General features: G+C 70.2%; 12 protein-coding genes. 6 read left to right on the plus strand and 6 right to left on the minus strand.

Annotated features, from left to right (window positions below; all coding sequences use genetic code 11):
• The first annotated feature begins 142 nt into the window (after window positions 1-142).
• The gene (locus tag PBV52_RS33515; RefSeq protein WP_274243475.1) at window positions 143-619 is read left to right on the plus strand and encodes a hypothetical protein; all 477 of its coding nucleotides are present in this window, start codon (window positions 143-145) and stop codon (window positions 617-619) included.
• Window positions 620-632: 13 nt separating this feature from the next.
• Window positions 633-920: a hypothetical protein gene (locus tag PBV52_RS33520; protein ID WP_274243476.1), complete on the plus strand. Its 288-nt coding sequence runs from the start codon at window positions 633-635 to the stop codon at window positions 918-920.
• 59 nt (window positions 921-979) lie between these two features.
• Here the strand turns inward: PBV52_RS33520 and PBV52_RS33525 are convergent, their stop codons facing one another.
• Window positions 980-1,900, minus strand: a complete 921-nt coding sequence (locus PBV52_RS33525) for an NAD-dependent epimerase/dehydratase family protein (protein WP_274243477.1) — start codon at window positions 1,898-1,900, stop codon at window positions 980-982.
• Between the two features lie 45 nt (window positions 1,901-1,945).
• On the opposite strand from PBV52_RS33525, the gene PBV52_RS33530 reads away from it, so the two are divergent.
• The 4 genes from PBV52_RS33530 (at window position 1,946) to PBV52_RS33545 (ending at window position 5,629) form a co-directional block, all read left to right on the plus strand.
• A complete protein-coding gene (locus PBV52_RS33530) occupies window positions 1,946-2,464 on the plus strand; it encodes an Lrp/AsnC family transcriptional regulator (RefSeq protein ID WP_274243478.1) in 519 nt (172 codons plus the stop codon).
• Between the two features lie 29 nt (window positions 2,465-2,493).
• Window positions 2,494-2,880 carry a MerR family transcriptional regulator gene (locus PBV52_RS33535; protein ID WP_128434756.1) on the plus strand — a complete coding sequence of 129 codons (387 nt, stop codon included), beginning with the start codon at window positions 2,494-2,496 and terminating at the stop codon, window positions 2,878-2,880.
• Window positions 2,877-3,209 (plus strand): co-chaperone YbbN, encoded by a 333-nt coding sequence (locus PBV52_RS33540; protein WP_274243479.1) that lies wholly within the window; start codon window positions 2,877-2,879, stop codon window positions 3,207-3,209. Before PBV52_RS33535 ends, PBV52_RS33540 begins: the two co-directional genes overlap by 4 nt.
• 188 nt (window positions 3,210-3,397) lie before the next feature.
• Complete coding sequence (locus tag PBV52_RS33545; RefSeq protein WP_274243480.1) at window positions 3,398-5,629, plus strand: UvrD-helicase domain-containing protein; 2,232 nt, start codon at window positions 3,398-3,400, stop codon at window positions 5,627-5,629.
• Between the two features lie 88 nt (window positions 5,630-5,717).
• On the opposite strand, the gene glgB is transcribed toward PBV52_RS33545, so the two are convergent.
• The 5 genes from glgB to PBV52_RS33570 all read right to left on the minus strand — a co-directional run bounded on the left by glgB (window position 5,718) and on the right by PBV52_RS33570 (window position 15,129).
• On the minus strand, window positions 5,718-8,327 hold the full coding sequence (glgB, locus tag PBV52_RS33550) for a 1,4-alpha-glucan branching enzyme (RefSeq protein ID WP_274243481.1): 2,610 nt from the start codon (window positions 8,325-8,327) through the stop codon (window positions 5,718-5,720).
• Entirely contained in the window at window positions 8,324-9,805 is a 1,482-nt protein-coding gene (locus PBV52_RS33555; protein WP_274243482.1) for a maltokinase, read from the minus strand. Before PBV52_RS33555 ends, glgB begins: the two co-directional genes overlap by 4 nt.
• A gap of 85 nt (window positions 9,806-9,890) precedes the next feature.
• Complete coding sequence (gene treS, locus PBV52_RS33560; protein WP_274243483.1) at window positions 9,891-11,591, minus strand: maltose alpha-D-glucosyltransferase; 1,701 nt, start codon at window positions 11,589-11,591, stop codon at window positions 9,891-9,893.
• Window positions 11,588-13,699: an alpha-1,4-glucan--maltose-1-phosphate maltosyltransferase gene (locus PBV52_RS33565; RefSeq protein WP_274243484.1), complete on the minus strand. Its 2,112-nt coding sequence runs from the start codon at window positions 13,697-13,699 to the stop codon at window positions 11,588-11,590. Before PBV52_RS33565 ends, treS begins: the two co-directional genes overlap by 4 nt.
• Before the next feature lie 227 nt (window positions 13,700-13,926).
• Entirely contained in the window at window positions 13,927-15,129 is a 1,203-nt protein-coding gene (locus PBV52_RS33570; protein ID WP_274243485.1) for a S8 family peptidase, read from the minus strand.
• Window positions 15,130-15,166 lie beyond the last annotated feature (37 nt).

A 15,166-nucleotide genomic window follows, 5' to 3' on the forward strand; every position in this document is an offset into this window, starting at 1 on the left:
TCAGGCGCACGGCAACTGCCGTGCGCCTGACGGCATTACCGGAAGATTGCGTTCCCTTACCCGTCCTTGCCCAACCCCGGTTGATCTTCCGTACCTCTCCAGGGGTGACCGTCAAGGACACAGAGGAAGTCCGGGGGAACCCATGGACAGAATTCGTAAGGCATTGATCGGCACGGCCACCGGGGCCGTGCTCCTCGCGGCCGGTGTGGCTCCGGCCCAGGCGGCCTCGGGGGCGGCCCAGCCGTCCGCGGGGCGTGACTACAAGAGCATCGCCGGCGTGTGCGGTTCGCTGCTGGCCACCGGTGTCAGTGTCTCCTCGCTGGGGAAGACCATCGCCTCCAAGGGCGCGGGCTGGGTGGGGGCGATCGTCTCCGCCGGCTGCCTGGTGAAGGACGCCAAGGAGTACAGCAAGGCCTTCAACGCCACCCCGGCGGGCATCGCGAGGCTGAAGAAGATCCAGGCGAAGTACCACAACTACACGTTCAAGCACTTCATGAAGGACTTCGGCTGCGAGTGGAAGGCGAACCCGCCCGGTGGCGGCACGGACGCCGCTCCGGCCGTCGTGGCCAACAGCACCAGGGCGGCCGGGCACTGGGACTGCAGCTCGGCCGGAGACTGAGCGGAGGATTCCCGTGGACATCACCCTGGCACTCATGCTGGTCGTCGCCGAACTGGCGGTGCTGACCGGTGGGTACCTCGACGCACAGGCACACACGCGGCCGAGCAGGGGCGTCCGCGTCACTCGGGCACTCGTCCCGCTGCTCGCCGTGGCGGCGGCCGTGGCGCTGGTGCCGGATCCCGTCTGGAAGGTGGCGGTGGCTCTCGTCACGCCGGCGCTGGTGAAGGCCACCGACCTCGGGGCACGCCACCTCGGGGCGCCGGCTCCGGGCGGCGGTGAGCCGGCCGGTCGACCGCGCTGAGACCGGCGAGTAGGGCCCGCCGGGGCCCGTGGGTGCCGGCTGACGCGCGATACCGCACGTCAGCCGGCCTTCCCGAGGGTCTCGGCGACGGCCTTCGGGAGCCACTGCCGGGCGGGCGTGAAGCGGAAACCCAGCCGGGTGGCACGGGAGTTGTCCATGCCGTAGGAGCGGCTGAAGGACAGCGGGGAGACCTCGCCCACCTCGCCGACCTCGACGTGCCGGAAGACGGCCTTGCCGTCCGGGAGGTGCGCGCTGATCGCGTCGCACAGGTCCTCGGTGGTCAGCAGGCCGTGCGAGGCGGCGTTGACCGGCCCCGTGAAGTCCTGGCCCACCGCCCAGAACAGGAAGTCGGCGATCTCCTCGACGTGGATGTACGTCGCGGGGTGGTTCACCACCGGCACGGTGATCGGCGCACCGGCGCGGATGCGGCTCGCGTAGTGCGTCATGCGGCCCGTGAAGTCGTCGTCCCCGCCCAGCACATGGGCGACACGCACCGCCGTGTACGGGAACTCCGGGCCGGCGGCGAAGACGGCCTCCGCCTGCCGCTTTCCCTCGCCGTACTGGACGTCGAGGAACTCCGGGTCGTCCCAGGGGAGTTCGAGGTCGACGGCCACGCCCAGCGGATCCACGGCCGTCTCGCGCACGGGGGCGGTCGAGTCCTCGTACTCGTACACCTCCACCGTCGACGTCAGCACGTAACGACGGGTGCGGCCGGTGAAGACCCGGCGGGCGATCTGGGCCTGGCGCGGTGTGTAGCAGACCTGGTCGACGACGGCGTCGAACGTCCGTGAACCCAGCGCCGCCGTCAGTGACTTCTCGTCGCCGCGGTCGGCGACGAGCTGGACCGCGCCCGGCGGCGGCGCCGACGATCCGCGATTGAGTACCGTCACCCGGTCCCCGGCGAGCAGCAGTCGCGCGATCAGCCGCTTGCCGAAATAGCGGTTGCCGCCGATGACCAGTACTTCTCGTGCCTTGCGCATGACCATAATTCTCCTGGCCCCGCACCGCGTCCTGAAGGGGAACACATGGGAGATCAGGCCTCCGTGCCGAAAGAACCACGGCATCTGCGCCCGGCCGCCGACGAAATATCGGTGGCCTTCGACGCCGTGGACCGGCAGATCCTCGAACTGCTCCAGACCGACGGCCGGATCAGGCTCAGCGAGCTCGGCCGCCGCGTGCGACTCAGCCCGGCAGCCGTCACCGAGCGGGTACGGCGGCTGGAGGCGGCGGGCGCGATCACGGGATACGGCGCCCATGTCGCCCCCGCCCGGCTCGGCTACGGCATCCAGGCATTCATCCGGGTCAACCCGCACGGCGGCTACACCCTCAAGCACCCCCGCACCCTGGAGCTGCTCGACCGCCCGGAGATCATCGAGGTCCACCACGTGGTCGGCGAGGACTGCTGGATCCTCAAGGTCGCCGTCGAGGACACCGTCCACCTGGAGGACGTCCTCGAACAGACCTCGGCGCTGGGCCGTACGACGACGTCGATCGTGCTGTCCTCCCCGCTGCGCAGAAAGCCGCTCCTGCCGCGGTTGCCCTGACGTCGGCGTCAAGGATTACGTTCGTAGGCATGCGAATCGGCGAGCTGGCCGCACGGGCCGGGACCACGACGCGCACGTTGCGCTACTACGAGTCGCGAGGGCTGCTGCCCGCGCGGCGCAGCGGCAACGGCTACCGGACGTACGACGAGAGCGACCTGAAACTGCTCCGGCAGATCCGCACGCTCCAGGACTTCGGGTTCGACCTGGAGGAGACGCGGCCGTTCGTGGAGTGTCTGCGGGCCGGGCACCCGGAAGGCGACACGTGCCCCGCCTCGCTCGCGGTCTACCGGCGCAAGCTGGACGAACTCGACGCGCTGATCGGGGAGTTGCAGGCCGTGCGCGCCAAGATCGGCCTGCGGCTCGCGCTCGCCGAGGGGGAACCACCGTTGTGCGAACTGGGAGGGCAGGAGCTGTGATCAAGGCGGCGGGCGTGGCAGAGGTGACGGACGAGGACTTCGAAGCGGAGGTGATCGGCTCCGAACTGCCGGTGCTGGTGCAGTTCACGGCCGAGTGGTGCGGCCCGTGCCGCCAGCTCGCGCCGGTCCTGAGCGCCATCGCCGGCGAGGAGGGCGACCGGCTGAGGATCGTCCAGCTGGACGTGGACCACAATCCGGGCACCACGATCGCGTACGGCGTGCTGTCGACGCCGACGCTGATGGTGTTCCGGGGCGGTGAGCCCGTGAAGTCGATGGTGGGGGCACGGCCCAAGCGCAGGCTCCTGGAGGAGCTCGCCGACGTGCTGTGACCCGCTTCGGTCACTTCGAGTACGAAGAAAACCCCCGGGCAATTGCGCCCGGGGGTTTTCTTTGCGTATATTCAATGGTTCGCGACTTCGATTCGGATTGGGCCCGACGAAGTCGCGGTGAAGTCCAGTGAGCACACTATATCCGGGCGGGAGCAGAATTGTCAAACACCGCATTGCAAGACGGTGAAATGCGACGCGAGCAGGAATTCATCGATTCCCTGTACACGCGCGTGGACGCGCTGCGCGGCGACACCGAGACCTCCGTCGGGGACGCGCTCGCCCAGGGCAACACGCCCATGCAGGCCCGACTGGAGCGGGACATCCTCGTCGCCGAGCGCTCGGGGCTGCTCGCCGCGCTGAACGCGGTGGACGGCTCGCTGTGCTTCGGCCGGATCGACCTCGCCTCGGGCGTCAGCCACCACATCGGCCGCATCGGCCTGCGCACCGACGACGCCGAGCGCACCCCGATCCTGATCGACTGGCGGGCCGACGTCGCCCGCCCCTTCTACCTGGCCACCGGTCACACCCCGATGGGCATCAGGCGCAGGCGGCACATCACGACCAGCGGCCGCACGGTCACCGCCCTGCACGACGAGATCCTCGACCTGGGGGACCAGGAGCGGACCGGCCACGAGGACCCGACCGGCGACGCCGTGCTGCTCGCCGCGCTCGACTCCGCGCGCACCGGCCGGATGAGCGACATCGTGCAGACCATCCAGGCCGAGCAGGACGAGATCATCCGGGCGCCGCACCGCGGGGTGCTGGTGGTGGAGGGCGGCCCGGGCACCGGCAAGACGGCGGTCGCCCTGCACCGCGCCGCCTATCTCCTCTACGAACACCGGGAACTGCTCGCCAGGCGCGCCGTCCTGATCGTCGGCCCCAACCCCGCCTTCCTCGGCTACATCGGCGAGGTCCTGCCCGCGCTCGGCGAGACGGGCGTGCTGCTGTCCACCGTCGGCGAACTGTTCCCCGGCGTACGGGCGACGGCGGCCGACACCCGCGAGGCGGCCGCGGTGAAGGGCCGCGCCGACATGGCGGACGTACTCGCCGAGGTCGTACGCGACTGGCAGGCGCTGCCCGACCCGGTGATCGCGATCGAGCACGACCGCGAGGTCCTGATGCTCGACGACGACCTGGTGCGGATGGCCCGCGAGCGCACCCGGGCCGCGAAGCTCCAGCACAACGCGGCCCGTGAGCACTTCGAGGGCCACATCCTCAACACGCTGACCGAGCTGTACGCCGAGCGGGTCGGCACCGACCCGTACGACGGCTCCAGTCTGCTGGATCCCGCCGACATCACCCAGATCCGGGACGAGATCGCCGAGAACCCCGAAGTGTGGGCGGCCATCGACCAGTTGTGGCCGCGGCTGACCCCGCAGCGCCTGGTCGCGGACTTCCTCGCCGACCCCGTGGGCTACCTCCCCGACGAGGACGCGGCCGCGATCCGCCGGACCGTGACGCGGGCGTGGACCGTGGCGGACGTACCGCTGCTGGACGAGGCCGCCGAACTGCTCGGCGAGGACGACCGGGTGGCGCGGGCGCGGGCCGAGCGTGAGCGGGAGACGCAGGTCGCGTACGCGCAGGGCGTTCTGGACGTGTCGTACGCCTCCCGGACGTACGAGTTCGAGGACAAGGAGGACGACGACAGCGAGGTGCTCTCCGCGCACGACATCATCGACGCCGAGCGCTTCGCCGAACGCCACGAGGAGGACGACCACCGCAGCGCCGCCGAGCGGGCGGCGGCCGACCGGACCTGGGCGTTCGGGCACATCATCGTCGACGAGGCGCAGGAACTGTCGCCGATGGCCTGGCGGCTGCTCATGCGGCGCAGCCCCACCCGCTCGATGACGCTGGTCGGCGACCCGGCCCAAACGGCCGAGGCGGCCGGCGTCGGTTCCTGGGCAGGCATCCTGGAGCCCTATGTCGAGGACCGCTGGGAGCACACCCGCCTCGGCGTCAACTACCGCACGCCGTCCGAGATCATGGACCTCGCGGCGGCCGTGGTGCGGGCCGAGAACCCCGGCTTCGAGCCCCCGAGTTCGGTGCGTTCGACGGGGGTACGGCCTTGGGTGCGCGCGACCGACGACCTGCCGGACGCCGTCGCCAAGGCGGTCGTGGAGCTGACCCCTGCCGAGGGGCGCCTCGCGGTCATCGCGCCGCGCCATCTGCACCGCAGGCTGGCGGCGCGGCTGGACGGGGTGACTGCCGGAGCGGAGCCCGACCTCACGCGGACCGTCGTCCTCCTCGACCCGCGTCAGTCGAAGGGGCTCGAGTTCGACTCGGTGCTGGTGGTGGAGCCGGGGCTGTACGGCACGAGCGACCTGTACGTGGCGCTGACGCGCGCCACGCAGCGGCTCGGGGTGCTGCACACGGGGCGGCTGCCGCGCGGTCTGGCCGAGAGCGCGGCGGCGTCGGGCTGAGGGTCCCCGGGGGCCTGCGGCCCCCGGGCCCCGCTTCGGCCCTGAAGGGGCCTCGTCCTCGAACGAGGCCCCTTCAGGGCCGCGAAAACTAAGCCGGACGCAGCCACACCGTCGCCAGCGGCGGCAACGTCAGCCGGATGCTGGCCGGGCGGCCGTGCCACGGCTGGGCCTCCGGCTTGAGCGGGTCGGGGTTGGTGACGTCGCTGCCGCCGTACTTCGCCGCGTCGGTGTTCAGCGACTCGTGCCAGGCCGGGACGTCGTCCGGAACCCCGAGGCGGTAGTCGTGCCGGACGACCGGCGACAGATTCGACACCGCCAGCAGCGGGGCGCCCTCGGCGTCGTAGCGCAGGAACGCGAAGACGTTGTCGTCGGCCGCGTCACCGACCACCCACTGGAAGCCGGACGGGTCGGTGTCCCGTTGCCAGAGGGCCGGGGTGTGGCGGTAGACGGTGTTCAGGTCGCGGACCAGGTCCCGCACGCCCCGGTGGTCGGGCTCCGCCCCGTACGCCGGGTCCAGCAGCCACCAGTCCGGGCCGTGCGCCTCGGACCACTCCGCGCCCTGCGCGAACTCCTGGCCCATGAAGAGCAGTTGCTTGCCGGGGTGGGCCCACATGTAGCCCAGGTACGCGCGGTGGTTGGCCCGCTGCTGCCACCAGTCGCCCGGCATCTTCGACACCAGGGACCGCTTGCCGTGCACCACCTCGTCGTGGGAGATGGGCAGGACGTAGTTCTCGCTGTAGGCGTACACCATCGAGAAGGTCATCTCGTTGTGGTGGTACTTGCGGTGCACCGGCTCCTTGGCCATGTACTCCAGCGAGTCGTGCATCCAGCCCATGTTCCACTTCAGCCCGAAGCCGAGGCCCCCGAAGCCGCCCGGGCCCGCCACGTGCGTCGGGCGTGTCACGCCGTCCCAGGCCGTGGACTCCTCCGCGATCGTCACGACCCCCGGTACCCGCCGGTACACGGTCGCGTTCATCTCCTGCAGGAACGCCACCGCGTCCAGGTTCTCCCGGCCCCCGTGCTCGTTCGGGACCCACTGGCCCGGCTCGCGCGAGTAGTCCAGGTAGAGCATGGAGGCGACGGCGTCCACGCGCAGGCCGTCGATGTGGAACTCCTCGCACCAGTACGTGGCGTTGGCGACAAGGAAGTTGCGCACCTCGCGCCGCCCGAAGTCGAACTCCAGGGTGCCCCAGTCGGGGTGCGCGGAGCGCAGCGGGTCCTCGTGCTCGTAGAGCGGACGGCCGTCGAACTCGGCCAGCGCCCAGTCGTCGCGCGGGAAGTGCGCCGGCACCCAGTCCATCAGGACGCCGATCCCGGCCTGGTGCAGGGCGTCGACCAGGAACTTGAAGTCGTCCGGCGTACCGAGGCGGGCCGTGGGCGCGTAGAGGCCGGTGACCTGGTAGCCCCAGGAGCCGCCGAAGGGATGCTCGGCGACCGGCATCAGCTCGACGTGGGTGAAACCGAGGTCCTTGACGTACGCGGGGAGCTGCTCGGCTAGTTGACGGTACGTCAGTCCCGTTCGCCAGGAGGCCAGATGGACCTCGTACACCGAGAACGGCGCCTCGTGCGTCGGGACCTCCCCCCGCCGCGCCAGCCACTCCGCGTCACCCCACTCGTGCTGCGAGGCGTGCACGATGGACGACGTGTGGGGCGGGGCCTCCGTACGGCGGGCCAGCGGGTCGGCGCGCAGGGTCTTCGAGCCGTCGGGCCGGGTGATCTCGAACTTGTACAGCTCGCCCTCGCCGATGCCGGGCACGAACAGCTCCCAGACGCCGGTGCCGCCGAGCGAGCGCATCGGATAGCCCGTGCCGTCCCAGAAGTTGAAGGTGCCGGCCAGGGACACGCCCCGTGCGTTCGGCGCCCAGACCGTGAACCGGGTGCCGGTCACGCCCTGGTGCGTCATCGGCTCGGCGCCGAGCGCCCGCCACAGCTGCTCGTGCCGTCCCTCACCGATCAGATGCAGATCGAGCTCGCCCAGCGCGGGCAGGAAACGGTACGCGTCCTCGGTCTCCTGGACCGACCCCTCGTACGCCACGAGGAGCCGGTAGTCCTCCGGTACGTCCCGCAGGGGCAGCAGCCCCGAGAAGAACCCCTGGGCGTCGTCGTGCAGCTCCGCCCGCAGGTCGCCCGCGACGACGGTGACCGACAGGGCGTACGGCCGAAAGGCCCGGAAGGCGACTCCGCCGGGCACCGGATGCGCGCCGAGCACGGAGTGCGGGTCGTGGTGGGTGCCGCTGAGGAGACGGTCGCGGTCGACGGCGTCGAGGGCGGGGGAGACGGGTGCCTCCGGCGGTGGAGCGGCCTTCTCCGGGGACGCCTTCTGTGCCGGGATCTTCTTGGGCGCCGTCTTCTGTGCGGGGATCTTCTTCGCGGAGGCCTTTTTCGTGGCGGTGCTCTTCGACGCCGTGCTCTTCGCGGCGGTCGTCTTCGTGGTGGCCTTCTTGGCCACGGCTTTCTTGGCGGCTGCCTTCTTGGGGGCGGTCTTCTTGGCGGCCGCCTTCTTCGACGTGGCTTTCTTCGCGGCCGGCTTCTTCGCCGCAGCGGCCTTCGTCGTCCCCTTCTTCACGGCCTCCGCGGCCTTCTCGGCGGCTTTCGCCGTCTTCGCTGTCGCCTTCTTCGCGACGCTCGTCTGCTCGGCCGCCTTCTCCGCGGTCTTCTGTTGATCGGAACCGCTGGAGGGAGTGGTGCGGGGGGTCACGGGCGGGGCCTCCTCGGCGAGGGTGGGGATGCGGGGGTGGACGGGGACAGGGACGGAGACGGGGACGGGGACGGAGACGGGGGGTTGGGGCCGGTGTCCGCGGCCAGGCGGCGTATCGCGGACAGCGGTACGGGGAGCCAGTCGGGGCGGTGGCGGGCCTCGTAGACGACCTCGTAGATCGCCTTGTCGGTCTCGTACGCGCGCAACAGCACCGGATCGGTCCGCGGATCGGCTCCGCTGACCTGCGCGTATCCGGAGCAGTAGGCGGCCCGGCAGGTGTCGGCCCAGCCCGGTACCGGCGGGTCGGCCGAGTGGGCGGCGTAGTCGAAGGAGCGCAGCATGCCCGCGACGTCCCGCACCGGAGGCTGTGGCATCCGCCGTTCGGCCAGCGGCTTCGACGGCTCGCCCTCGAAGTCGATCAGCCACCACTGCCCCGCGGGCGAGCGCAGGCACTGTCCGAGGTGCAGGTCGCCGTGGATGCGCTGGGCGGTCCAGGTGCAGCCCTCGGCGGCCAGGTCGGCCAGCGCCTCGAAGGCGGAGCGCAGGCCGGGCGCGTACGGCCGTAGCGCGGGCACCGCCTGCGCGGCCGCGTCCAGCCGCTCGACCATGCCGTCGACCAGCTGCTGCACCTGTGCGTGGCCCAGCGTCACGGTCGGCAGGGTGCGGGCCAGCGCCATGTGCACCTCGGCGGTCGCGCGCCCGAGCGCCCGCGCCGCGGCGGCGAAGTCCTCGCCCTTGGCCAGTTCGCGCAGCGCCAGCTCCCAGCCGTCCGCCGCGCCCTGCACGAACGGCTGGAGCACGCCGAGGACGTAACCCTCGCCGGCCAGTTCCGCCCGGATCCACGCCGTCGGCGCGGGCACCCGGTCGCAGCTCTCGCGGGCCAGCGCCAGCGGCAGCTCCAGGTCGGGATTGACGCCGGGCACGATCCGGCGCAACAGCTTCAGGATGAACGTATCGCCGTAGACGACCGACGAGTTCGACTGCTCGGAGGTGACCAGGCGCGGCACCAGGCCGGACCGGATCTCCTGGCTTTCGTCCCGCTCGAAACGCAGCGCGCCGATCCGGGCCCCGGTGCGCAGCGCCTCCAGGAGCAGCTCGGTGGGGCGGGGGTCGTACAGGGCGTCGTACACCGTGCGTCCGGCGAGCGGGCCCTCGGCCACGTGTCCGATCAGCGCGGGCGCGAGCCGCGGCGGCAGCGCCTCGCGCTCCCCTATGAGCAGCTGGTAGCAGTCCGCGGGCTGCTCGGGGGCGCCCGAAAGGGGCGCGAGTGGCTGGTGGGCGCGCACCAGCAGGTGGTACAGGCCCAGCTTGCCGCCGGGCGGCAGCAGCTCGGTGGCCGCCACCAGCGAGAACCCGGTGACCGGACGCCCCTTGCCCGCGAACCAGCGCTGCCGTGGCAGCCACTCCCGTAGGAGCGGGTCCAACGACGCAAGGAGGCCGGGAGGGGTCGTAAGGGTGCGGGTGACGGCTTTCGACATGGCGTCACGTCCTTTCCCCGGGCCGGTCGGGGTGTTACTGATGCGTGCCCCGGGCGGGGCGGGAGAAACCGCCCCGCCCGGGCTGTCAGGCGGCGTCCTTGCGGAGCCGGAACCAGTAGAAGCCGTGGCCTCCGAGGGTCAGCAAGTACGGCAGGTCACCGATGGCCGGGAATCGCACCCCGCCGAACAGCTCCACCGGATGCCGCCCGTTGAACCTCCGCAGATCCAATTCCGTCGGCTGCGCGAACCGGGAGAAGTTGTTCACGCACAGGACGAGATCGTCCTCGTATTCGCGCAGGAAAGCGATCACGGCCGGATTCGACGACTGGAGTTCCGTGTAGGAGCCGAGACCGAAGGCCGGGTTCTGCTTGCGGATCTCGATCATGCGGCGGGTCCAGTGCAGGAGAGAGGACGGCGAGGACATGGACGCCTCGACATTCGTCACCTGGTAGCCGTAGACCGGGTCCATGATCGTGGGCAGGAACAGCCGCCCCGGGTCGCTCGACGAGAAACCCGCGTTGCGGTCCGGGGTCCACTGCATCGGCGTGCGGACGGCGTCGCGGTCGCCGAGCCAGATGTTGTCGCCCATGCCGATCTCGTCGCCGTAGTAGAGGATCGGCGAGCCGGGGAGGGACAGCAGCAGGGCGGTGAACAGCTCGATCTGGTTGCGGTCGTTGTCCAGCAGCGGAGCCAGCCTGCGCCGGATGCCGATGTTGGCGCGCATCCGCGGGTCCTTGGCGTACTCCGCATACATGTAGTCGCGCTCTTCATCGGTGACCATTTCGAGGGTCAGCTCGTCGTGGTTGCGCAGGAAGATGCCCCACTGGCAGCCGGAGGGGATGGCCGGGGTCTTGGCGAGGATTTCCGAGACCGGGTAGCGGGATTCCCGCCGTACGGCCATGAAGATCCGCGGCATCACCGGGAAGTGGAAAGCCATGTGGCACTCGTCGCCGCCGCTTTGGAAGTCGCCGAAATAGTCGACGACATCCTCCGGCCACTGGTTCGCTTCCGCCAGCAGCACCGTGTCCGGGTACTGGGCGTCGATCTCCTTCCGTACCCGCCTGAGGAACTCATGGGTCGCGGGAAGGTTCTCGCAGTTCGTGCCCTCCTCCGCATACAGATACGGCACCGCGTCCAGCCGGAATCCGTCGATTCCCAGGTCCAGCCAGAACTTCAGCGCCGAGAGGATCTCCTCCTGCACGGCCGGGTTCTCGTAGTTGAGGTCCGGCTGGTGGGAGAAGAAGCGGTGGAAGAAGTACTGCTTGCGGACCGGGTCGAAGGTCCAGTTGGAGGCTTCGGTGTCGACGAAGATGATGCGGGCGTCGGCGTACTGCTTGTCGTCGTCGGCCCACATGTAGTAGTCGCCGTAGGGGCCGTCGGGGTCTTTCCTCGATTCCTGGAACCACGGGTGCTGGTCGCTGGTGTGGTTCATGACGAAGTCGATGATGACCCGCATGCCGCGTTGATGGGCGGAGTCCACGAAGTCCACGAAGTCGGCGAGGTCACCGAACTCGGGCAGCACGGACGTGTAGTCGGAGACGTCGTAGCCGCCGTCCCTGAGCGGTGATTTGAAGAAGGGCGGCAGCCACAGGCAGTCGACGCCGAGCCATTGCAGGTAGTCGAGTTTGGCGGTAAGGCCTTTGAGGTCGCCGACGCCGTCGCCGTTGCTGTCCTGGAAGGAACGGACCAGGACCTCGTAGAAGACGGCGCGCTTGAACCAATCCGGGTCACGATCCTTGGCAGGCGTGTCCTCGAAGGTGTCCTGAACGGGCTCGTTGACGATCATTTTGTGGGTGACCCTCCGATCTGCGGGGTGGACGGTCGCAGGACGGTGAGGATGTGCGCGGGACGAGTGCCCGGTTCGAGACGCACGTAATTCGCCCTGCCCCAGTGATAGGTCTCGCCGGTGAGCTCGTCGCGCACCGGCACCGACTCGTGCCATTCCAGGCCGAGTTGCGGCATGTCCAACGAGACCGTGGCCTCCTGGGTGTGGTGAGGGTCGAGGTTGGCGACCACCAGAACCGTGTTCGAACCGCTTCGCTTCGAATAGGCGATCACCGCTTCCTTGTCCGCGTGATGGAAGTGGAGGTCGCGCAACTGCCGCAGGGCAGGATTGGCCCGTCGGACGGCGTTGAGCTGGGTGATCAGGGGGGCGATGGTGTGGCCCTCGCGTGCGGCGGCTTCCCAGTCGCGGCGCCGTAGCTGGTACTTCTCCGAGTGGAGGTATTCCTCGCTGCCGTTGCGCAGGGGGGTGTTCTCGCACAGTTCGTAGCCGCTGTAGATGCCCCAGGTGGGGGAGAGGGTGGCGGCCAGTACGGCGCGCAGCTCGAAGGCGGGCCGTCCGCCTTGCTGGAGGAACTCGTGCAGGATGTCGGGGGTGTTGGCGAAGAAGTTCGGCCGCATGTAGGAGGCCGCCTCGCCGGAGAGTTCGGTGAGGTACTCGGTGAGTTCCTGCTTGGTGTTGCGCCAGGTGAAGTAGGTGTAGGACTGCTGGAAGCCGATCTGGGCGAGGGTGTGCATCATCGCCGGGCGGGTGAATGCCTCGGCCAGGAAGATCACGTCCGGGTCGGTGCGGTTGATGTCGGCGATGACCTGCTGCCAGAACACGACCGGTTTGGTGTGCGGGTTGTCCACGCGGAAGATCCGCACGCCGTGGGCCATCCAGTGCCGCAGGACGCGCAGGGTCTCGGTGATCAGGCCGTCCAGGTCGGCGTCGAAGGCGAGGGGGTAGATGTCCTGGTACTTCTTCGGCGGGTTCTCGGCGTAGGCGATGGTGCCGTCGGGGCGGTGGTGGAACCACTCGGGGTGTTTGTGCACCCAGGGGTGGTCGGGGGAGCACTGCAGGGCGAAGTCGAGGGCGATCTCCAGGCCCAGTTCGCCCGCCCGGGCCACGAAGTGGTCGAAGTCCTCGATCGTGCCCAGGTCGGGGTGGATCGCGTCGTGGCCGCCCTCGGGGGAGCCGATCGCCCAGGGCACGCCGACGTCCTCGGGGCCGGCGGAGAGGGTGTTGTTCGGGCCTTTGCGGAAGGTCGTGCCGATGGGGTGGATGGGCGGCAGGTAGACCACGTCGAAGCCCATCGCGGCGATCGCCGGCAGCCGGCGCGCGGCGGTGCGGAAGGTGCCGTGGGGCTGCTGCGGTGTGCCTTCGGAGCGGGGGAAGAACTCGTACCAGGAGCCGTACAGGGCCCTCTCGCGCTCCACCAGCAGCGGCAGCGGATCCGTCACCGTGACCAGATCCCGCAACGGATACCGCCCCAACACCGCATCCACCTCGGGAGTCAACGCGGCCGCCAACCGCCAGGCGGCCGGGCGGCTCTCGTCCCGCAGGGCCTCGACGGCCGCGAGGATCACCTTCCGTTCCTCGTGCTCCGGCACGTCGGCGGCCGCACGCTCGTACAGCCGCGCGCCCTCCTCCAGGACCAGGTCCGTGTCCATGCCGGCCGGGATCTTGATCTGGGCGTGGTGCCGCCAGGTCGTGACCGGATCGCCCCAGGCCTCGACCCGGTAAGTCCACTGGCCGGGCTCGCCGGCGGTGACGGTGGCGCCCCAGCGGTCGGTGCCCGGGGCCAGTTCACGCATCGGCGTCCAGGGGCCCGGACGGCCGTCCGGGCCGGTCAGGACGACATTGGCGGCGACGGCGTCATGGCCCTCGCGGAACACGGTCGCCGAGATCTCGAAGGTCTCGCCGGTCACCGCTTTGGCGGGCCTGCGCCCGTGCTGGACGATCGGGCGGACGTCGAGGACGGGTATGCGCCCGACGCCGCCGGCCGTGTCGCTCGCGGAGGGTCGCTCCCGAGCCGGCGGTCCGGTGTCGGCGGTGACGGCGCGTGGGACGGGGGGTGCGTCGGTGCTGGACGTCGGGGGTGAGGACGACTGGTGGTGCATGGCGGGCATGACCGCTCCTGTCCGCGTCAACTTGGGTGGGCGGATGGCTGTGGGGAGGTGGGTCCTGCGTGGGCGCGCCCGGGGGCGCACGGGTGGGGTGTACCGGAGGAGCCTTCCCACCCTATTCGGGTACGCAATCCGGCACTTTGTTAACTACTCACGCGTATGTCTACACACAAGACCGGCCCCGTTCCTGAGGAACGGGGCCGATGCCTCCACTTGGCCGACAACAGACGCTACGAGCCCGGTACTTGCAGGAGTTTGTCCGGTGAGCCGAGCCCCCGGCCGGAGACCTTGCCGGACACCGCCTGGGCCACCAGCGCCTTGGACACCTGTGCGGGCCCGGCCTTGGGATGGTCGGCCAGATAGAGCGCGGCCACGCCCGCCGCGTGCGGCGACGCCATCGACGTACCGGAGAAGGTCGCCTTGCCGGTGTCGCTCGCGTACGACGCGGAGGTGATCGCGACGCCCGGGGCGAACAGGTCCAGGACCGAGCCGAAGTTGGAGAAGCTCGCCCGCGCGTCCTTGTTGTCCGTCGCGCCCACGGTGATGGCCTCCTTCACCGCCGCGGGGGAGTACAGGCCGGCCGGCAGCCCGTCGTTGCCCGCCGCGACCGTGTAGGTGACGCCGGACGCGATGGAGTTGCGTACGGCGGCGTCCAGCTGCGTGTTGCGGTAGCCGCCGAGGCTGACGTTGGCGACCGCGGGCTTCTTCGCGTGCTTGGTCACCCAGTCGATGCCCGCGATGACCTGGGCCGTGGTTCCGCTGCCGGCGTTGTCGAGGACGCGTACGGCGACGAGCTTGGCGTTCTTGGCGACGCCGTACCGGCCGCCCGCGACCGTGCCGGCGACATGGGTGCCGTGGCCGTTGCCGTCGCTCGCGGTCCTGTCGTTGCCGACGAAGTCCCAGCCGTAACTCGCCCGGCCGCCGAAGTCCTTGTGCGAGATGCGGATGCCGGTGTCGATCACGTACACCGTCACTCCGGCGCCCGCGGACTCGGGCCAGGTGTAGCTCTTGTCCAGCGGCAGGTTGCGCTGGTCGATGCGGTCGAGCCCCCAGGACGGCGGGTTCTTCTGTGTGTGGGCCCGCATCACGCGGGTGTCCTGGACGACCGACGCGACGCGGGAGTCGGCTGCGAGTCGCTTGGCCTGTCTCTCGTCGGCCCGGACGGCGTACCCGTTGAGGACCGTGCCGTAGGTGTGGCTGATTTTCGCCCCGTACTTCTCGGCGAGGCTCTTTCCGGCCGCCGACGGAGCCTTCGTTCCCCCCTTGAGTGTCACCAGGTAACTGCCGCTGACGGAGCCGGGGTCTCCGGCGCCGAGTATCTGCCCCTCCGGTGCGGCGTGCGCGGGCATGGTGGTGGCCGAAAGCGCGGCGACACAGGTCACCGCGGTCAGGCCACCGGCCCAGCGCAGACGCCGTATACGCGTCCGTGCCATGGTGTGAGTCCCCTCCTCAACTCGGCGCACGGCGGCC

Origin of the sequence: Streptomyces sp. T12 (genome assembly GCF_028736035.1) — a bacterium.
Classification (GTDB): domain Bacteria; phylum Actinomycetota; class Actinomycetes; order Streptomycetales; family Streptomycetaceae; genus Streptomyces.